Raw genomic sequence first — 19,015 nt, 5'->3', positions numbered from 1 at the left:
CACAGGTCCAGTTTTCCTGAGTGCTGACCCTGCCGGTCGCTACCGGCACCAAGCCTGCCCCTTGCGGAACCGGCCCGGTAACCCCCATTAGTTTTCGAGCGCCGTTGACAGCCCCGATTCACTACCGCGCCCGGCTCCACCGGACGATGATCGCTAGCGTGCTCCTGTGTACGCTCGGCCGCTCCTGAGCCCTGCAACTCCGCGCGGCAAGCTGCACTCATCCTGAAGTGCCTGCACCTCGTCTGGACCGCCATGCACCTTCCTGCGCCGACGAAGCCTGTGGCGTCGTGGTGACCGCCGAGTCAGGCTGGCTGCGCCCGTTCCACTGGGACCTGGCGCACCTGGCGACCTACCGCGGTGAGCGCTCCAAGCCTTTGCTGGAAGAGGCCGTCGACCTCGCCGTGCGGATGACGGGGGCCTCCTACGGGGCTTACTTCAAGACCGTCGGCACCGAACGCCTGGACGCCTTCGCCCTGTCCGGCATCCCCCGCGACGTCTTCCCGCGCCCGGCCGAGGTGGGCCTGCCCCCGGTGCGCATCACCGATGTCTTCGCCCCCACGGTCTCCGACGGGGGCACCACCGTGCTCATCGACGACCTGTTCACCGACGCCCGCTACGGGCGCATGGGCGGCATGCCGCCTGGTCACCCCCCGGTGCGCTCCTACCTGGCGGTGCCGGTCAAGAGCATCCAGGGCGTCATGCTCGGGGCGATCTTGCTCGCCCACGTCCAGCCGGGACGGTTCAGCGACGCCAGCCGCTACCAGGCCGAGGCGGTGGCGACCTACGCCGCCGTGGCAATCGAGAACGCCCGCTCCTACGAGGCCGAGCAACTGGCGATGGCGCGCCTGGGCGAGCTGGCCCAGATCCTGCAGCGCTCCCTGCTGCCGCGCGCGCTTCCCGCGCTGGAGCGGGTGGACGTGGCCGTGCGCTACCTGCCCGCGGAGGCCGGGCAGGAGGTCGGTGGGGACTGGTACGACGCCGTGGTCTCCGACCACCAGGTCACCTTCGTCATCGGAGACGTGCAGGGCCACTCCACCGCTGCGGCGGCCCTGATGGGTCAGCTGCGCACCGCGGTGCGCGCCTACGTGTCCGAGGGCCACGCCCCGGGGGCAGCGCTGGCGCGCACCAACACCCTGCTGGGAGACCTGGGCTCAGAACTGTTCGCCACCTGCGCGCTGGTCCAGCTGGACCAGCACACCGGCGCGATGCGGGTGGCGTCGGCTGGCCATCCTCCGCCGCTCGTGGTGCGCAAGGGCACCGTCCGTGAGGTCGAGGTCGACCCGGGCATCCCGCTGGGCGTCACGCCCGGGGCGACCTATCCCGAGACCCTGGTGCAGCTGACCGGGCGCGCCGAGGTGCTGATGTACACCGACGGACTGGTGGAGACCGTCGCCGGTGGGATCACCGCAGACCTGCCCCGGGTGATGGCGATCGCCGGGCAGTCTCATCGCGATATCGAGTCCATGGTGCAGGCCGTGCTGTCCGGGGTGGCCTCCCGCCTGACCGATGACGCAGCGCTCCTGGGCCTGTCCTACGCCGGCCCGGTCGGGCAGGCCGCCGAGCTGGACGTGGAGGGATCGACTGGCGCCCCGAGCCTGTGCCGGCGCTTCCTGTATCGCCAGCTGGACCTGTGGGGTGTGGACCAGGACACCACGGACTCGGCCGCGGTGGTGCTCTCGGAGCTGGTGACCAACGCCGCGATCCACGCCCACGGACGGGTGCGCCTCAAGCTCGAGGTGGAGGATCGGCGGCTGCGGATCAGCGTCACCGACGCCTCCACGGGCCTCCCGCGCCAGCGCCAGGCCGAGGAGGGGGCCCTGGGCGGGCGGGGCCTGGCCATCGTGGAAGCCATGAGCGAGGACTGGGGCGTGGTGATGCGCCCGACCGGCAAGACGGTGTGGTCGCAGCTGGTCATCCCCGATCCCGGCGGTCAGCCGTAGGCCTCCCGGTAGGCGTCGGCGGCCGCCTCGTGCAGCAGCACGGGCTCGGCGTCGACCAGGGCCGCGCGGGCGAGGTGCGTGACGCCGTCCGACGGTTGCGGCACCAGCTCCGGGGCCGCGGTCAGGCACGCCTCCACCACGGCGCGCGCGACACCAGGGCGCAGGTCGGGGTGGCAGACGAGCAGGTTGCCGACGCCGAGGGTCGGGGTGGCGGTCGGCGTGCCGTGGGCCGCGGCGACCGCGCTGTCCCGCATCGTGCGGCTGACCAGTCCGGAATGGTCCACTCCATCGACCCCCGCCAGCAGGTCGAAGCCCGTGAGGCGGCCCCGGAGCCCTGCGGCCCCAGCGAGACCCGCCGGCCGCGCAGGTCGGCGAGGGTGGTGAAGGTGCTGTCGGCGCGCACCAGCAGGTGCAGCAGCGACACGTGGGTGCGGGCGAGCGGCGCCGCGCTCCTGCAGCACGCGCGCCAGCTGCCGGGCCTGCCGCAGGTAGGAGCCGCCAGCCGGCCCGCCTGCCAGCACCAGCTCCTCCACCGGACCCCCACGGCGCACAGCGGGCTCAAGCGGACCACGGACGTGTCGATGGGTATGGAGATCGACTGGATCCACCGTCGCCCCCACCGCACGAGGAGTCTCCGTGGCCCCGCCCGCCGCTGACCGCCACCCCCTCCGAGACCTGCCGCTCGCCCTGAGGGTGGCGGCCGCCCTCGTCGTCGTCGCCACCGGAGCGCTCGTCACCGGAGCGGGCGCCGCGCACATCGCCAGCGGTGGAGCCGGCAGCGCCGGCGCCTGGTCGTTCACGGGGGCCGGGACCGGTGTCGCGGCGGTCGGTGCGGTGCTGGCCGTGCTCGCGGTGCGGTCCAGCACCCTCCGCCTGCAGCGCATCGACGCGGCGCTGCAGGCCGCCGCGCGCGGTGACCACAGCATCGCCCTGCCCGTCGAGAGGGACGATGAGGTCGGCCGGACGGCCAGGGAGCTGGCTGCACTCCTGACCGCTGTGACGACGAACCAGGGCTCGGTGGGTCAGGCCGCCACCGAGGTGCACCAGACGTCGACGGCGCTGGCCACCAGCGCCCGGACACTGGCCGCCGGCGTCGGCGACCGCGCGACGCGGACGCAGGCCGTGGCGAACGTGGCCGGCGACATCACCGCCGGCGCCGCGGCCGCCGCGTCCGGCGCCGAGCAGATGACGCAGGCGATCCAGCAGATCAGCAGCAGTAGCGCCCAGGCCGGCGAGGTCACACGCGGAGCGGTCGGGCTGGCCGAGCAGGCGCACCGCAGCATCACCGAGCTCGACGCGTCGTCGTCCGCCATCGCCGCCGTCGTGAAGATCATCACGTCGATCGCGGAGCAGACCAACCTGCTGGCGCTCAACGCCACCATCGAGGCCGCACGGGCCGGGGAGGCCGGCAAGGGCTTCGCCGTGGTGGCCGGCGAGGTGAAGGAGCTCGCGACGGAGACCGCCCGGGCCACTGAGGACATCACCCAGCGCGTGCAGCGCATCCAGGCGGACACCGGCACCGCCGTCGACCTCATCACACAGATCCAGGAGGTCGTGAAGACCGTCAACGACCACCAGCTGTCCATCGCCGCGGCCGTCGAGGAGCAGTCGGCGCTCACCGCGGAGATGAGCCGCAGCATCTCCCAGACCGCCGACGGCGCGGCGAGCATCACCGCGGACATCGGCGCGCTCTTCGAGGACGCGATGTCAGCCACGGCTGGCGTCAAGCGCGCCGTCGGGGCTTCGGAGCGCCTCGCCGAACTCGGCTCCCTCCTAACCCAGCTCTCGCAGCGCACCGCGCGCTGAGGAGATCTCCCCTCGGGAGCTGACCCCTCAGGAGGCGAGAAGCCGCCGACGGGCGAGCAGGAGGGCGAGGAAGCAGGGGGCACCGAGGGCCACGGTGACGATGCCGACGGGCAGCACAACGGGCAGCAGGGTCCGCGTCGCGGTGTCGGTCGCGAGGAGCAGGAAGGCACCGGCAAGCCCTCCACCGAGCACCGGCGGCGTCGCCGAGCCGATCACCCGCATCATGACCTGCGGGGCGACGAACGCGACGAACGCGATCGGACCGGCCGCCGCGACGGCCACCGCGGCGAGCACGGTGGCGCCGCCGACGGCGGAGAACCGCACCGCTCCCGGCCTGACCCCGACGCCCTGCGCGACGGCGTCCCCGAGGGCCATCGCCGCGAGCGGATGCTGCAGCGGCGCGAGCAGCGGCAGCACCACGGCCACGGTGACGAGCAGCGGCCAGGCATGAGTCCAGGTCCGCCCGTCGAGCGTTCCGGTGAGCCAGACGACCGCCTGCGCGGCCTCGTGGACGCGGGCTCCCACGAGCAGCAGCGAGGTGAGGGCGGTGCTGATCGCGGCGACGCCGATGCCCACGAGCACCAGCCGCATCCCTCCCACCTCGCCCTGCCAGGACAGCAGGACGACGGCGGCGGCCGCGACCAGCCCTCCGACGACGGCGAACGGCGTGGCACCCCAGACACCGAGCACCCCGCCGGCCGTGGTCGCTCCGAGCACGATGGCCGCGACCGCCCCGGTGCTCGCGCCGGAGAGGATGCCGATGACGTCGGGGCTGGCCAGCGGGTTGCGCGTGACGCTCTGGACCAGCGCCCCGGAGGCGCCCAGCGCCAGACCCGCGCCGAGCGCCACGAGAGCCCGGGGCAGCCGCAGCTCACCGACGATGAACCGGTCGCCGGGCGACCCGCCACCGAGCAGCACCGCTGCCACGTCCCTCAGCGGGACAGCCTTCTCCCCGATGCTCACCGTCAGGCAGAACAGCACGAGGACGACGACGGCCACCGCGAGGTAGCAGGACGTGACCCGCGCCCGGACCGGGAAGGAGACCGGGCCGACACGCAGCGCGCGACGACGCCGAGTGCCGGCGGTCGCGGTCACAGGGAGGCCAGTCTGCGGCGACGGACGAAGGCGATGAACAGCGGCCCGCCGACCAGTGCGGTGATGATGCCGACCTGTACCTCCTCCGGGTGGACCACCAGGCGCCCGACCACGTCGGCGGCCAGCACGGTCACCACGCCGACCACCGCGGCCAGCGGCAGGACCCTGCGGTGGCCGGGGCCGGTGATACCCCGGGCCACGTGCGGCGCGACGAGGCCGACGAACACCAGCGGACCCGCGACGGCCACCGCCGAGGCGGTCAGCAGGGCCACCGCGGCGACGCCGAGGCCGCGGGCGAGCGCCAGCCGGTTCCCCAGCGACGCAGCCAACTCCTCCCCCAGGGCCATCGCGTCGAGCGGCCGCGCGGCTCCGGCCGCCAGGACCGTCCCTGCGAGGAGGAACGGCAGCACCACGGCGGCCTCGTCCAGCCCCCGCCCCGCCAGAGAACCCACCGTCCAGAAGCGGAACGAGGTGATGGTCGCCGAGTCCAGCAGGAGCACCGCACTCGTGAGGGCGGTCAGCAGCGCCGTGACCACCGTGCCGACGAGCGCCAGGACCACCGGTGCGGGCTGGCGACCCCGGGGGGCGCCGACCGCGAACACGACGGCGCTGACGAGGAGCGCGCCGAGCAGGGCGAGCCAGACCTGGCGCTCCAGCGACGTGATGCCGAACGCGGAGATGCCGAGGCAGACGGCGAACGCCGCCCCCGCGCCCACACCGAGGATCCCCGGGTCTGCGAGCGGGTTCCGGGTGTGGCCCTGCACGAGCGCACCCGCGAGCCCGAGCGCGCCTCCCGCGATCACGCCGACGAGGGTCCGCGGGACACGCGCCTCCCGGACGAGGACGTCCGCGTCGGTGCCAGCCGGCGCGAACAGCGCGCCCAGCACCTCGCGGGGAGGAATCACCCGTGCCCCCACCCCGAGGCTGGCAGCGACGACGACGGCGAGGACCGCCGCGAGCGCGACGCCCCAGAGGGTGCTCCGGAGGCGTCGCGCTCGCGGCGGTCGGACCTCGATGGTCGTCAGCTGAGGGTCTCCGAGACCTGCGGCAGCAGCTCGTCGAGCGCGTACTGCAGGCTGAGCACGGTCCCCCAGCTGAAGGCACCGGAGACGACCGGGTCTTCGACCCACAGCACGCGCTGGTCCTGGACGACGGGCAGCTGGCCGTACAGGGGCAGCGCCTCGACCGTCGCGCGCGCGTCGGGGGCGAACCCCACGTTCCACACGAGCAGGTCCTTCGACAGTTCCGTCACCAGCTCGTCGGGCACGTACAGCTCGCCGTACGCGTTCGGCGCGATGCCCGCGACCTCGGTGGGGATCGTGAAGCCGAGCTGCTCGAAGAACTTGGCGCGCACGTCGTTCCCGGTGCGCACGATGGTCTCGCCGGCCTCGAACCGCTCCGCGACGACCGCCGTCTTCCCGGCGAACTCGGGGTGGGCCTCGGCAGCGTCCGCGAACGACCGCTCCAGCTGCTCGACGAGCGCGACCGCCTCGGCCTCCCGGCCCAGCGCCTCTCCGGTGGCCCGGGTGGCCTCCTGCCAGGTGATCGCGAAGTTCGCGTACTGCTCGTCGGGCACCACGACCGGCGCGATCTGCGAGAGCTGCTCGTACTGCTCCTTCGTGGTGCCGTTGTAGAGGGAGATGATGAGGTCCGGCTCGAGCGAGGCGATCTCCTCCACCGGCGGGTTCGCCTCGTCACGGACACCCTTGTTGAGGACCACCGGCTGGGCGTCACCGAGCTCGTCCTGGGCCCAGGGCCAGGTGGCGTAGGGGTAGTCACCCCACCAGGGGTAGACCGCGACCGGCTTCACCCCCAGGGCAAGCAGCGGGTCCTGGTCGGACAGGCCGAGGGTGATGACGCGCTGCGGCTCCGCGGGGATGACCGTCTGGCCGTAGACGTGCTCGACCGTCACCGGGAACTGCCCAGAGGTCGGCGCCGCTTGGCTCGCAGCGGCGGCGCTCGCCGTCGTCGTCGCGCTCGCAGGGTCGGCCCCCGGGGCGCAGGCGGAGAGGACGACCGCGGCGATGACGGCGAGCATCGCGCCGACCGGCCTCCGGAGCCGGAGGGTGGGTGCTGGACTGGACATGGACCTTCGACCTTCTGCTGTGGGCACGGGGCATGCCCAGCGGAGGACGCGTCCACCCGGCGCTGAGCGGAGGTGAGGCTAGCCTTACTAAATCTCGTCGCCAATCCACCCCAGGTGACACTGATGCTTCTCGAATGCAATTACGGTGGCACCTGTGGTGGATTCTGAGAACGCCCCTGGCGCAGAGCCGCCCCCCCAGTGGGCCCCAGGTGACATCGCAGACCTTTTTCGGCGTGGCGCACGACGCGTCCCGACATCCTCCCCACAGCCACGACGAGGACCAGCTCTACTGGTTCCCCGACGGCCCGATGACCATCCTGGTCGGGGCGCGGCGCTGGCTCGTCCACAGCAGTGCCGCCTTCTGGTTCCCTGCGGGCGTCGTGCACGCCGTCGAGCCGGTGGGTGCAGGGACGACGCACAGCATCTACAGCAGCGCACGCCTGAGACCCGCGGGCGAGCGGTGGACCCGCCCGGGAGCGATCTTCTGCACGCCCCTCATGGCCGAGCTCGTCCGCTACACGACGTCCGGGTCACTGACGCCCTCGACGAGGACCGCGTGCCACGCACTCCTCTCGGAGCTCGTGCAACACACTCAGGAGGAGCGCGCCAGCCTGATGGTCCCGACGCACCCCGTCGCCCGGACGCTCGCGGAGAGAGTCCTCGCTGACCCGCGCGACGACACCTCGCTCGCCGACGCCGCCCGCGGGGCCGGCATCAGCGAGCGGACCCTCGTGCGCGCCTTCGTCACCGAGACCGGCCAGGGCTTCACCCAGTGGCGCGCCGAGGCGCGACTGGTCTCGTCGCTGTCCCTACTCGCGAGCGGCCTGCCCGTCGGTGCCGTCGCCGAGCGCGTCGGGTACCGCACGACCAGCGGCTACATCGACGCCTTCCGCAAGACCTACGGGACCACCCCGGCAGCCCACGCCCGCGCGAGCACTCGCTGACCAGTCCCGAGAGGCGAACCACTCGCCGCAGCAGTTAAGGTAAGCCTGACCTTACTGATCCACTGCCCGAGGACCGTGCATGCTGCATACCGCCATCCCCCGCCGTCGCATGACCTGGTGGGCCGCCGCCGCTGTCGCCGGCCTGGCACTGACAGGGTGCGCCTCCACTGAATCGAGCGCGGGCGACGAGGCCTCTTCGGCAGGCTCCACCTCCGCAGCGGCCGGCGCCTTCCCCGTGACCATCCCGAGCGCCCTGGGCGACGTCACCATCGAGTCGAAGCCCGAGCGGGTCGCTACGGTGAACTGGGGCAACCAGGACGTCCCCCTGGCGCTGGGCGTGGTGCCGGTCGGCTTCCAGAAGGCCACCTACGGCGACGACGACAACGACGGCGTGCTCCCGTGGACCGAGGAAGCCCTCCAGGGGCTCGGGGCGACGGGCGACAAAATGCCGGTGCTCTTCGACGAGACCGACGGCATCCCCTTCGAGGCCGTCAGCAACACGACTCCTGACGCCATCCTGGCCGCCTACTCCGGCCTCACCGCGGAGGACTACGCCACCCTGACCAAGATCGCGCCCACCGTCGCCTACCCCCAGTACGCCTGGGGCACGAACTGGGAGGACATGGCCCTCGTCAACGGTGAGGCGCTCGGCCTGAAGGCCGAGGCCCAGGCGAAGGTCGACGAGATCAAGGCCCAGATCCAGCAGGGACTGGCCTCCCGCCCCGCCGTCGCCGGCAAGACCTTCGCCTACACCTACATCGACCCCGCCGACCGCAGCAAGATCGGCGTCTACACCCCGTTGGACTCTCGCGTGCAGCTCCTGCACGACCTGGGCATGAAGGACGCTCCGTCGGTGGTGACCCTCGCCGGCAGCTCCACCGAGTTCTACGTCGACCTCTCCGCCGAGAACGCCGACCAGCTCGCCGACGTCGACGTCCTCGTCACCTACGGCGACGCCTCGACCCTGGCCTCCCTCCAGGCCGACCCGCTGCTCGGCAAGATCCCCGCTGTGGCCCGCGGATCGGTGGCGGTCGTCCCCGATGCCACCCCCCTGGCGTCCTCCATCACCAGCCCCACCCTGCTGTCCCTGCCCTTCGGGCTCAACGACTACCTCGACCTGCTCCAGGGCGCGGCGAGCAAGGTCGGCGCCTGAGCCACACCTGCTGACCACTGACCGCGTCCCGCTAGCCGGAAGGAGAGCACCGTGGGGGCCACTGACCTGGACGAGGCCGTCACAGCACCGGTGACGACCACCGCCAGCCGGGTGCGCCGGCGCCGGCGGGGCTGGGGCCTGGCGGCGTGCGCGCTGGCGGTGCTCGTCGCCTGCGTCGCGTCGCTGGCGTTCGGGTCGCGCGTGGTGGGCGTCACCGACGTCGTCGGCGGTGTCCTGCACACCGATCCCGACAACATCGCCCAGGTGGCGGTGGCCTCCCGGATGCCTCGCACCGTGCTGGGGCTGCTGGTCGGTGCCGCGCTGGGGCTGGCCGGGGCTGTGATGCAGGGGGTGACGCGCAACCCCCTGGCCGACCCCGGCCTGCTCGGGGTCAGCTCGGGGGCTTCCCTCTTCGTCGTCGTCGGCATGGCCTGGATGGGACTGTCGACCCTGAGCGGCTACGTGTGGATGGCGTTCGCCGGCGCTGCCTGCGCGGCCGTGCTGGTGTACGGCATCGCCGCTGCCGGGCGGGGTGGTGCCACACCGCTGAAGCTGGCCCTGGCCGGCGCCGCCACGACGGCGGCGCTGTTCTCGATGGTCTCGATGGTCCTGCTCGCCCGCCAGGACGTCTACGACTCCTTCCGCTTCTGGTCGGTGGGCTCCCTGGGCCGGGCCACCTTCGCCAGCACCGCCGAGATCGCGCCGTTCCTGGCCGTCGGCGCACTGCTCGCCGTCGGCTGCGCCCGCGGGCTGGACGCCCTGGCCATGGGCGACGACGTGGCCGCCGGGCTGGGCCAGCACGCGGGCCGCACACGCGCACTGGCGGCGCTGTCCACCGTGCTGCTCACGGGCGCGGCAGTCGCCGTGGCCGGGCCGATCGCCTTCGTGGGTCTGGTGGTGCCCCACGTAGCGCGCCTGCTCACGGGGCCCGACCACCGTTGGTTGCTGCCGCTGTCCGCGGGTCTGGGAGCGGCGCTCCTCCTGGTCTCCGACACCGTGGGGCGCGTCGTGGCCCGTCCGGCGGAGGTGGAGGTGGGCATCATCACCGCGCTCATCGGCGCCCCCTTCTTCATCGCCGTGATCCGCCGCCACCGGGTGCGTGACCTGTGACACTCACCACCCCGACGCCCGCACCCCAGCCCGCGCCTGGGTCTGCGCACACTCCGGCCCGGCGCCCTGGTGCCCTCGTGGCGACCGGGCGGCGCGCGCGCCACCGTCACCGCACCCGCATGGTGGCGCTGCTGGCCGCCCTCCTCGTCGCCGTGGTGGTCGTCTCCATGTGCGTGGGAGAACGGACCTACTCCCCCCTGGAGGTGGCGCGGGTCCTCGCCGGTGAGCCCGTCCCCGGCGCCTCCTTCACCGTCACGGAGCTGCGTCTGCCCCGCACCGTCATGGGGCTGGTGGTGGGCGTGGCGTTCGGGCTCGGCGGGGTCGTCTTCCAGACGATGCTCCGCAACGCGCTGGCCAGCCCCGACATCATCGGGGTCAGCGTCGGAGCCAGCGCGGTCGCGGTCATCGCGATCACCGCCTTCGGGTTCTCCGGCCTGGCGCTGTCCGGCGCCAGCGTGCTCGGCGGGGTCTTCGTGGCCCTGGTGATCTACGCGCTGGCCTGGCGGAGGGGGGTCCACGGTGCCCGCCTGGTGCTCGTGGGCATCGCCATCGGGGCCATGTTCCAGTCGGTGATCAGCTACGCCCTGACGCGTACCTCCGTGAACGAGGCCTCCGAGGCGCTGCGCTGGCTGACCGGCAGCCTGAACTCCGCCAGCAACGACGAGCTGCCCCCGCTGCTGGTCGCTGCAGCGGTGCTGGTGCCGCTGGTGGTCGCCGCCTCCTCGCGCCTGTCGGCGCTGCAGCTGGGCGACGACACCGCCGCCGCCCTCGGGGTCAAGCCCAATACGGCCCGGCTCCTGCTCCTCGTGCTGGCGGTCGCCCTGGTCTCCGTGGCCACCGCCGCCAGCGGCCCGATCGCTTTCGTCGCGTTCCTCGCCGGCCCCATCGCCCACCGGCTCGTGCGCGGCACCGGGTCGCTGCTGCTGCCCGCCGCTCTCGTGGGGGCGCTGCTGGTGCTGGTCGGCGACCTCATCGGGCAGTACGCGCTGCCGACGCGCTTCCCCGTCGGCGTCATCACCGGCGTGCTGGGTGCGCCGTACCTGCTGTGGCTCCTGGCCAGGACCAACCGTTCCGGAGGTGGACTGTGAAGACCGCACCCGAGGCTGCGCCTCCCGCGCGCCCCGCGCCCCCCGCACCAACGGGAACTGCGCCCGCAGCAGCCGCCCCGACGAACCACACGCTGGCGGTGCGGGACGTCAGCGTGGGCTACGAGGGACGCGTCGTCGTCCACGACATGACCCTGGACGTCCCCACGGGCGCCATCACCACCATCGTGGGTGCCAACGCCTGCGGGAAGTCGACGCTCCTGCGCGCCATGGCCCGCCTGCTGACGCCCCTGTCGGGGCGGGTCCTGCTCGACGGCCGACCCATCCACGAGCAGTCCTCGCGCGAGGTGGCCACCGTGCTGGGGCTGCTGCCGCAAAGTCCCGTCAGCCCCGAGGGCATCGCCGTCGCCGACCTCGTCGGCCGGGGGCGACACCCCCACCAGGGGTGGTTCCGGCGCTGGAGCTCCGACGACGACGCCGCCGTCGAGGAGGCGCTGGAGGCGACCGGCACGCTGGAGCTGGCAGACCGCTCCGTCGACGAGCTGTCCGGCGGCCAGCGCCAGCGAGTGTGGATCGCGATGGCGCTGGCCCAGCGCACCGACGTGCTGCTGCTCGACGAGCCGACCACCTTCCTGGACGTGTGCCACCAGGTGGAGGTGCTGGATCTGCTGACGGACCTCAACCGAGCCCGCGGCACGACCATCGTCATGGTGCTGCACGACCTCAACCTCGCCGCCCGGTACAGCGACCACCTCGTCGCCCTGCGTCAGGGCCGGCTGGTCGCGCAGGGCAGCCCGCGGGAGGTCGTCACCGCCGACCTGGTCGAGGAGGTCTTCGGCATGCGCGCCCAGGTCATCACCGACCCCGTGGCGGGAACTCCCCTGGTGGTGCCGATCGGCCGCCACCACTCCGCGCCGTCGGGCCTCTGACCTGGGCGTCTAACCTAGGCCTCTGACCTGGGCCTCTGACGTCAGGATGTTGACGCCGAGCCTTGGCGCGGGGGCTCGGTCTCCCCGTTCGTGGCGGCCGGGGCGACGCCGTCCGGGCTATGGACTGTCAGTTCGAACTCCCCCAGCACCGTCGTGCCGTCCGAGGCGTACACCGGGATGGTGACCGTGCGCGACGGCAGCCGGCCCCAGCGAGCCGCCTCCTCCGGGTTTCGAGGCTGCGGGGTCAGCGCGGCGTACTCGCTGGCCCGGTAGTACCCCTGTGCGCCGTTGGTCGCGATCGCCGCCACGAGGTCCGGAGAGGAGCCGCCGGGCTTGGTGACGCCGGACGTCTCCCCGCGGGCGTTGGTCTGCCAGTCGGTGGGGCTGCGCCTCAGCCAGGTCAGCTCGAGCGTCCACCGCATGCCGGGCGTCACGTCGAACGCGAGCGGCCCCTTCTCGGACGACAGGTCGGCCGTGTACAAGCTACGACTCCCCGCCGACGCGTCCGCTGCGTCGCAGGTCAGCCCGGCCCCGTCGGGGTAGGTGATGGTGCCCGGGCTGAGGCACGCCACCTCGAAGCGCACCCCGTTGGTGCCCTTCGGCATGTCGTCCACGGGGACGGTCAACGAACCCACGTGCGTCGTCGGGACTCCGGATCCCAGGGCCACATCGTAGGACCCGCCAGTGCGAAAGGGCAGCGGCACCAGCCCCTCGGCAACGGCGATCGACCCACCCGTCAGGGCGACGACGACGGCGCCCGCGCCCGCCACCGCCGCGGGGCGCCAGCGGCGCGGCGTGCGAGCCGCCGTCGTCGTCCTCACCTCGTTGACCAGCGCCGCGCGCAGGCTGGCCGTGAATCGGGGGTCGGGGGTCGGTCCGGTCATCGCAGGTCTCCTGGCGTCCGTGCGGGGGTGGAGGGATGCCGATCGGGCAGGAGGGCTCTCAACCGCTGGCGGGCGCGATGCAGCCGTGACTTGGCAGCCTGGGGCGTCAGACCGAGGAGGGAAGCGGCGCTGGCCAGAGGATGGTCCTCCAGGAGGACGAGCGTGACGAGCCGCAGGTCAGCGGCACTGAGCTGCGCGAGGGCTCCCGCCCACGGCTCGTCGAGATCGGTCCATTCGTCAGCTGCGACGTCATGTGTGGTGGCCGGTTCGCGGTCGAGGCGAGAGAGAAAGTCGCGGTAGCGACGCAGCCCACGGGCGTGGTTGCGGGCCAGGTTGGAGGTCGTGACGAGCAGCCACGGGAGCACCGAGCCATCCACCAGCCGAACGCGGTCGCGGCAACGCCACAGCTCCAGGAAAGCCCCCGCGGTGAGGTCCTCGGCGTCGTGGCGGTCAGCGGTCAGGCGGTGGGCGTGACGGTGGACGCGGGCGTGGTGACGGTCGAAGAGCAGCGCGAAGGCCTCGCCGTCACCGGCGGTGCTCCGCTGCCACAGCGCGGTGTCGTCCACGTCGTCCACACCCAGGAGTGTCCGCACCGGCCCGGATGGTTCCGGCGGGATCACCGCCCTCTGCCCCGTGCGCCGTGGCGACGATCACTCGGGCACTGTCGCGCGGGCCAGGGATGGCGACCTGGCGACGGTCAGATACCCATGGCCCTCACCGCTCGAGACCATGCCTCTCTAACGCTAGAAACACCAATGTGCTGCCTACTTGTTGTGTTTATTGTGTTTGTGTCGATACCCTTGCTTCATGCGAAGCTTCACCTTCGACCAGGCGAGCGCCTCGGCGAGCGATGACCTGCTCACCACGGGCGAGGCCGCAACCATGCTCGGTGTCTCCCGCCAGCACATCGTGAACCTGTGCGACCGCGGCGACCTCGCCTACGTCACCTCCGGCGCTCACCGTCGCATCACCCGCGCTGAGCTGGAGGCGTTCGCGGCACGCTCAGCGAGGATGACTCGCGACCAGCGGCGCAGCCTGTGGCTTTCCTACGCAGTCGCAGGACGCCTGGTCGAAGAGCCCGAAGCAACCCTGGCGACTGCCCGCCACAACCTCGCCCGCCTCCAGGAGCGCCACACGCGCGGCCAGGCCGCCCGATGGCTCGCCGAGTGGGAACATCTCCTGGACGGCCCCCTCGAGGCAGTGCTGCACACCCTCACGTCCACCTCCCCGCGCGCCCGTGAACTGCGCCAGAACAGCCCCTTCGCCGGAGTGCTGGACGAGCGGACCCGCGAACGGGTGCGCGCCAACTTCTCCGATCACGACCGCGCCGCGCGCGCCCCTGCTCGCTGATGCGTCGCGAGCACCTCGCACACCTGCTCCGCGCCGCCAGCAAGATTGCCAATGACCGCGAGATCGTCGTCATCGGATCCCAGGCGATCCTGGGCTCGTACGACGAAGACGACCTCCCCGACGCCGCCGTCGCCTCCATCGAGGCGGACTTCACCTTCTGGGACGACCCCGACAACGCCAAGTCGGATCTCATCGACGGCATCCTCGGCGAGGACGGGCAGTTCCACGCCACCTATGGCTACTACGCCCAAGGCGTGGACCTGACCACGGCAACCCTCCCGCACGACTGGCGTGCTCGCGTGGTGATCTGGCAGAGCCGGTCCAGCGAGCCCGGACGCGCTCACTGCCTGGATCCTCACGACCTCGCCGTATCCAAGCTCGTGGCCTCCCGAGAGAAGGATCATGAGTTCGTCGCCGCGCTGCTGGACGCTGAACTACTCGACCCCGAAGTGCTGCTGCGCCGCTGCGCCGACTTGCTGGCTCCAGTCGGAGTCCAGCGCCGCGTCACGCGCTGGGTGCGGAGCTATGTGACCGCTCGCGAGCGCCGCGACACCTGATGGCACAGCCAGCCCATGTGGGCGCGACAGGCAGAGTCCGGTGAAGACGACAGGCGCGCACTCACTCGGTGAGGGCGCCGCCCACCTCGGAGACGATGCTCCGCATGGCGTCGCCGGCGGCTCGGGCGTCGCGCCGGGCGATGGCCTCCGCCACCTGCCGGTGGAGGTCGACGGCGACGTCGCGCGGCGGATTGGGCATCAGCTGGTGCTGCGTCCGACCGACGAGCACCTCGGCGATGGCGGGGTGCAGGGCCGCCAGCAGCTCGTTGCCGCTGGCCTCCAGCACGGTCTGGTGGAAGGCGATGTCTGCCTCGAGGAACGAGGCGAGGTCTCCGAGGCGGCTGGTCTCGAGGAGGTCGCGGGCCAGCGCGAGCAGACGGTCGATCTGATCGGCAGACGCCCGGTGCGCCGCTTCACTGGCGGCGACCGGCTCCACCCCCGCGCGCAGCACCGTGAGCGAGGTCAGCTGCGCTCGACGGCCGGTGCCGGCCAACCGCCAGCGGATGACGCGGGGGTCGAGCACGTTCCACTCGGCGAGCGGCCGAATGGTGACCCCCACCCGGCGTCGGCTGGAGACCATCGACATCGACTCCAGGATGCGCACCACCTCTCGCGCGACCGTACGCGAGACGTCGAAGCGGGCGGCGAGGTCTTCGAGCCGGAGCACCGACCCGGGCGGAGGCGTCCCCCCGGCGATCTCCGCGCCCAGCACGTCGAGCACGCCCTCGTGAAGGGTCTCGGCGGACATCGTCGTCACCGCCATCCCGAGACTCCTCTCTATTGGTCATCCCATTGCCTGGACATTAGTCACACCAATGGGCACACTTCTGGCACCACGGCGCGCGCCCACCCCACCCGGACGCCGCCCGGACAGACGAAGGAGTCTCCATGGTGCCTGTACTGAGCGCCGCGACATCGACCACCGCCGGCGAAGGGCAGCTGATCGTCGCAGCCGTCGTCGGCATCATCGCGATCGTCCTCCTGATCACGTGGCTCAAGCTCCACCCGTTCCTGGCCCTGGTGCTGGGTTCGGCCCTGCTCGCGGTGGTGGCCGGCGTGCCGCTGTCCGACACCTTCACCAGCTTCAGCACCGGCCTGGGCAGCACGATCGGCGGCGTCGGCGTCCTCATCGCCCTCGGCGCGATCATCGGCAAGCTGCTCATCGACAGCGGCGGCGCCGACGCGATCGTCGACACCGTCATCGCGAAGACCCCCTCGGAGCGACTCCCGTGGGCGATGGCACTGATCGCCTTCGTCATCGGCATCCCGCTGTTCTTCGAGGTGGGCGTCGTCCTGCTCATTCCCGTCGTGATGCTCGTGGCCCGGCGCACCCGTCGCCCGGTGATCCTGCTCGGCATCCCGGCTCTCGCGGGCCTGTCGGCGCTGCACGGCCTCGTGCCCCCGCACCCCGGCCCGCTCATCGCCGTCGACGCCCTCAAGGCCGACCTGGGCCTGACCCTCGGCCTGGGCCTGCTGGTCGCCATCCCCACCGTGATCATCGCCGGCCCGATCCTCGCCCGTCCCATGGCCCGCTGGGTCCCCCTGGAGGCCCCGGCCCTGCTGGTCAGCACCGGAGCCGGCGGCTCCGGCGGCAGCGGTCACACCGCCACCGGAGCAGCGGGGGACGCAGCGCAGGGCACCCAGGACGGCGCACGGCGCCCGTCCTTCCTCGCCGCGGTCACCGTGGTGCTGCTGCCCGTCGTCCTCATGCTCCTGCGCGCCGTCGTCGAGCTCGTCCCGGGCAGCGAGGACACCCTCCTGCGGACGGTCACCGACCTGCTCGGCGCCCCGCTCGTGGCTCTGCTGGTCAGCGCGCTCGCGGCGCTCGTCATCCTCGGTACCGGCACCGGACGTGACCGGGCCACCCTGTCCCGCCTCGTCGACTCCTCGTTCGTCTCGATCGCCAGCATCCTGCTCATCGTCGGTGCGGGCGGCGGCTTCAAGCAGACACTCGTCGACTCCGGCGTCGGCCAGGTCATCGGCAACGCCATGGCCGGGGCGCCGGTCTCCCCGCTCATCGCCGCATGGGTGATGGCGGTCTTCATCCGCCTGGCCACCGGCTCGGCGACCGTCGCCACGGTCACCGCCGCCGGCCTCGCCGCTCCGCTCGCCGCCGGGCTCGACGCCCCCGAGGTGGCCCTCATGGTGCTCGCCATCGGTGCGGGGTCGGTGTTCCTCAGCCACGTCAACGACGCGGGCTTCTGGCTCATCAAGGAGTACTTCGGCATGACCATCGGGCAGACCTTCAAGACGTGGTCACTCATGGAGTGCGTGGTGTCCGTCGTCGGTCTGGTCTGCGTCCTGCTCCTCGACCTGGTGGTCTGATCCGTGCCAGTGAAGGAGCCACTGAAGGAGCCCGCGATGGAGCCGGCACAGCGCACGCCCGCCGTCGTCGGCATCGACATCGGGACGACGGCGACGAAGGCCGTCGCGTTCACCCCCGACGGCGCGGCCGTAGCCTCGGCCTCGGTGCCCTATCCCCTGCTCGTCCCCTCCCCCGGCTACGCCGAGCAGGACCCTGCCGTGGTGCTGGCTGCCATCCGCACCGCGACGGCCGCCGCGGTGCGGCGCGCCCGACGCCTGGGCACCGTCGACGTCGTCGGCATCTCCTTCAGCAGCGCGATGCACTCGCTGATCGGGGTCGACGCACTGGGCGCTCCCCTGACACCGCTGATCACGTGGGCGGACACCCGGTCCGCTCCCCAGGCGGAGGCTCTGTCGGAGACCCCGACGGGTCGACGCCTCCACGAGCTCACCGGCACCCCGGTGCACGCGATGTCGCCCCTGTGCAAGGTGCTCTGGTTCCGGGAGAACCAGCCCTCTCTGGCCGAGGCGGTGGACCGGTGGGTCGGGGTGAAGGACCTGCTGCTCCACCGCTGGTGCGGGGACTGGGTCATCGACCACTCGACAGCGTCGGGAACGGGCCTGATGGACCTGGCCAGCCTGCAGTGGTCGCCGCTGGCCCTGGAGACGGCGGGTCTCGCGGAGCGTGCACTGCCGCGGCTGGTCCCGTCCACGGACGCGTCGTTGCGCCTTCTCGATGACGTCGCCGGCGACCTCGGCCTCGATCCCGGCGTCTCCGTCGTGGCGGGCGGTGGGGACGGGCCGCTCTCCAACCTCGCGGTGGGGGCCCTCGAACCCGGCGTGGCCGCCTGCTCGATCGGCACCAGCGGCGCCCTGCGGCTGACCACCGCAGCACCGTCGTACGACCCGGCCGGCCGGTCCTTCTGCTACGCGCTGCTGCCGGGGCGGTGGGTCATCGGAGGCGCCATCAACAACGGCGGAGCCGCCCTGCGGTGGGCCGCGGACACCTTCGCCGCAGACCTGGTGGAGATCGCCCCGGAACTGGGCGATGCCCCCGAGTCAGCGGTCACGGACCTCGCGGCCCGCGCCCCCGCGGGCTGCGAGGGGCTGGTGGTGCTGCCGTACCTCTTCAGCGAGCGGGCACCCCACTGGAGCTCGCTGCCGTCCGGGGCGTGCATCGGCCTGCGCAGCCACCACCGGCGCGAGCACCTCGTGCGGGCGGTGCTCGAGGGCGTCTGCCAGCAGCTGGCCCTGGTGCTGGACGCCCTGAGGTCCAGCGGCCACACCGTCACGCGCGTGCACGCCACGGGCGGCTTCGCCGCCAGCCCGCTGTGGCGGCAGATGCTGGCCGACTGCCTCGGGCTGACCGTCACCTGCGTGTCCGCCGCCGAAGGGTCCGCGTGGGGGGCCGCTGCGCTGGGGCTGCAGGCCATCGGCCTGGTGGGCTCCGTCGACGAGCTGCCTGCCCCGGCGGTCGTCCAGGTCGTCGAGCCTGACCCGGCCACCGTCGCCGTCTACAGCGCCCTGCGCCCCGTGCACGAGGGGCTGTACCGAGCCCTCGTGCCGTTGTACCGGCAGCTGAGGGACCTCGAGACGCTGCTCCCGTCCGCCAGTTCCGAGGCGTTCGAGGTGGAGGTCGAGGAGCTCCAGGAGAGCTGAGGCGGGCGACCGAGCCCCGGACGACACCGGCGAGCAGACGCTGATCACAGCAATGTCGAAGTAAAGATCCGGTCACGCGACGGTAATCCCTCCTGGGTTTCATGAGGGCAGACCGCGTTTCCCGCAGATCGGAGTCTCCCGGTGATCCGGCT

General features: G+C 72.4%; 19 protein-coding genes. 12 read left to right on the top strand and 7 right to left on the bottom strand.

Going from position 1 to position 19,015, the window contains the following annotated elements; translation table 11 throughout:
* Positions 1 to 290 precede the first annotated feature (290 nt).
* Positions 291 to 1,940, top strand: coding sequence for an ATP-binding SpoIIE family protein phosphatase (locus BXY45_RS02405; protein WP_146211047.1), 1,650 nt, complete (start codon positions 291 to 293; stop codon positions 1,938 to 1,940).
* Here BXY45_RS02405 and BXY45_RS24040 read toward each other — a convergent pair.
* Complete coding sequence (locus BXY45_RS24040; RefSeq protein ID WP_245961611.1) at positions 1,931 to 2,194, bottom strand: type 2 periplasmic-binding domain-containing protein; 264 nt, start codon at positions 2,192 to 2,194, stop codon at positions 1,931 to 1,933. The genes BXY45_RS02405 and BXY45_RS24040 overlap by 10 nt on opposite strands.
* A 21-nt stretch (positions 2,195 to 2,215) precedes the next feature.
* On the opposite strand from BXY45_RS24040, the gene BXY45_RS24810 reads away from it, so the two are divergent.
* Both BXY45_RS24810 and BXY45_RS02395 read left to right on the top strand, forming a co-directional pair.
* Positions 2,216 to 2,596, top strand: coding sequence for a hypothetical protein (locus BXY45_RS24810; protein ID WP_245961610.1), 381 nt, complete (start codon positions 2,216 to 2,218; stop codon positions 2,594 to 2,596).
* Entirely contained in the window at positions 2,577 to 3,746 is a 1,170-nt protein-coding gene (locus BXY45_RS02395; protein WP_109772635.1) for a methyl-accepting chemotaxis protein, read from the top strand. The genes BXY45_RS24810 and BXY45_RS02395 overlap by 20 nt, the downstream gene beginning before the upstream one ends.
* A gap of 27 nt (positions 3,747 to 3,773) precedes the next feature.
* On the opposite strand, the gene BXY45_RS02390 is transcribed toward BXY45_RS02395, so the two are convergent.
* The 3 genes from BXY45_RS02390 to BXY45_RS02380 are packed head-to-tail and all read right to left on the bottom strand — an operon-like array spanning position 3,774 to position 6,927.
* A complete protein-coding gene (locus BXY45_RS02390) occupies positions 3,774 to 4,841 on the bottom strand; it encodes a FecCD family ABC transporter permease (protein WP_109772634.1) in 1,068 nt (355 codons plus the stop codon).
* Positions 4,838 to 5,857 (bottom strand): iron chelate uptake ABC transporter family permease subunit, encoded by a 1,020-nt coding sequence (locus tag BXY45_RS02385; protein ID WP_109772731.1) that lies wholly within the window; start codon positions 5,855 to 5,857, stop codon positions 4,838 to 4,840. Before BXY45_RS02385 ends, BXY45_RS02390 begins: the two co-directional genes overlap by 4 nt.
* A 5-nt stretch (positions 5,858 to 5,862) precedes the next feature.
* Positions 5,863 to 6,927 carry an iron-siderophore ABC transporter substrate-binding protein gene (locus tag BXY45_RS02380; protein ID WP_109772633.1) on the bottom strand — a complete coding sequence of 355 codons (1,065 nt, stop codon included), beginning with the start codon at positions 6,925 to 6,927 and terminating at the stop codon, positions 5,863 to 5,865.
* Between the two features lie 233 nt (positions 6,928 to 7,160).
* Here BXY45_RS02380 and BXY45_RS02375 point away from each other — a divergent pair, with 233 nt between their 5' ends.
* The 5 genes from BXY45_RS02375 (at position 7,161) to BXY45_RS02355 (ending at position 12,109) form a co-directional block, all read left to right on the top strand.
* Entirely contained in the window at positions 7,161 to 7,871 is a 711-nt protein-coding gene (locus BXY45_RS02375; protein ID WP_170131271.1) for a helix-turn-helix transcriptional regulator, read from the top strand.
* A 79-nt stretch (positions 7,872 to 7,950) separates the two neighbouring features.
* Entirely contained in the window at positions 7,951 to 9,024 is a 1,074-nt protein-coding gene (locus BXY45_RS02370) for an iron-siderophore ABC transporter substrate-binding protein (protein ID WP_211319153.1), read from the top strand.
* A gap of 51 nt (positions 9,025 to 9,075) precedes the next feature.
* The gene (locus tag BXY45_RS02365; RefSeq protein WP_211319152.1) at positions 9,076 to 10,134 is read left to right on the top strand and encodes a FecCD family ABC transporter permease; all 1,059 of its coding nucleotides are present in this window, start codon (positions 9,076 to 9,078) and stop codon (positions 10,132 to 10,134) included.
* Between the two features lie 77 nt (positions 10,135 to 10,211).
* Positions 10,212 to 11,222, top strand: a complete 1,011-nt coding sequence (locus BXY45_RS02360; protein WP_211319151.1) for a FecCD family ABC transporter permease — start codon at positions 10,212 to 10,214, stop codon at positions 11,220 to 11,222.
* Between the two features lie 146 nt (positions 11,223 to 11,368).
* The gene (locus BXY45_RS02355) at positions 11,369 to 12,109 is read left to right on the top strand and encodes an ATP-binding cassette domain-containing protein (protein ID WP_109772727.1); all 741 of its coding nucleotides are present in this window, start codon (positions 11,369 to 11,371) and stop codon (positions 12,107 to 12,109) included.
* 41 nt (positions 12,110 to 12,150) lie between these two features.
* Here BXY45_RS02355 and BXY45_RS02350 read toward each other — a convergent pair whose 3' ends face one another.
* Positions 12,151 to 12,993 carry a hypothetical protein gene (locus BXY45_RS02350; protein WP_109772631.1) on the bottom strand — a complete coding sequence of 281 codons (843 nt, stop codon included), beginning with the start codon at positions 12,991 to 12,993 and terminating at the stop codon, positions 12,151 to 12,153.
* Entirely contained in the window at positions 12,990 to 13,568 is a 579-nt protein-coding gene (locus BXY45_RS02345) for an RNA polymerase sigma factor (protein WP_211319150.1), read from the bottom strand. Before BXY45_RS02345 ends, BXY45_RS02350 begins: the two co-directional genes overlap by 4 nt.
* Positions 13,569 to 13,800: 232 nt before the next feature.
* Here BXY45_RS02345 and BXY45_RS02340 point away from each other — a divergent pair, with 232 nt between their 5' ends.
* On the top strand, positions 13,801 to 14,343 hold the full coding sequence (locus tag BXY45_RS02340; protein ID WP_109772630.1) for a helix-turn-helix domain-containing protein: 543 nt from the start codon (positions 13,801 to 13,803) through the stop codon (positions 14,341 to 14,343).
* Positions 14,343 to 14,900, top strand: a complete 558-nt coding sequence (locus BXY45_RS02335) for a DUF6036 family nucleotidyltransferase (protein WP_174976633.1) — start codon at positions 14,343 to 14,345, stop codon at positions 14,898 to 14,900. The genes BXY45_RS02340 and BXY45_RS02335 overlap by 1 nt, the downstream gene beginning before the upstream one ends.
* A 61-nt stretch (positions 14,901 to 14,961) precedes the next feature.
* Here BXY45_RS02335 and BXY45_RS02330 read toward each other — a convergent pair whose 3' ends face one another.
* Positions 14,962 to 15,663 carry a FadR/GntR family transcriptional regulator gene (locus tag BXY45_RS02330; RefSeq protein WP_109772629.1) on the bottom strand — a complete coding sequence of 234 codons (702 nt, stop codon included), beginning with the start codon at positions 15,661 to 15,663 and terminating at the stop codon, positions 14,962 to 14,964.
* 125 nt (positions 15,664 to 15,788) lie between these two features.
* Between BXY45_RS02330 and BXY45_RS02325 the strand changes: the two genes are divergently transcribed.
* A complete protein-coding gene (locus BXY45_RS02325; RefSeq protein WP_109772628.1) occupies positions 15,789 to 17,225 on the top strand; it encodes a GntP family permease in 1,437 nt (478 codons plus the stop codon).
* Positions 17,226 to 17,261: 36 nt separating this feature from the next.
* Complete coding sequence (locus BXY45_RS02320; RefSeq protein WP_109772627.1) at positions 17,262 to 18,863, top strand: gluconokinase; 1,602 nt, start codon at positions 17,262 to 17,264, stop codon at positions 18,861 to 18,863.
* The last annotated feature ends 152 nt before the right edge of the window (positions 18,864 to 19,015 follow it).

Source organism: Quadrisphaera granulorum, from assembly GCF_003149145.1.
GTDB lineage: Bacteria > Actinomycetota > Actinomycetes > Actinomycetales > Quadrisphaeraceae > Quadrisphaera > Quadrisphaera granulorum.
This window is presented reverse-complemented; position numbering and strand designations above follow the sequence as displayed.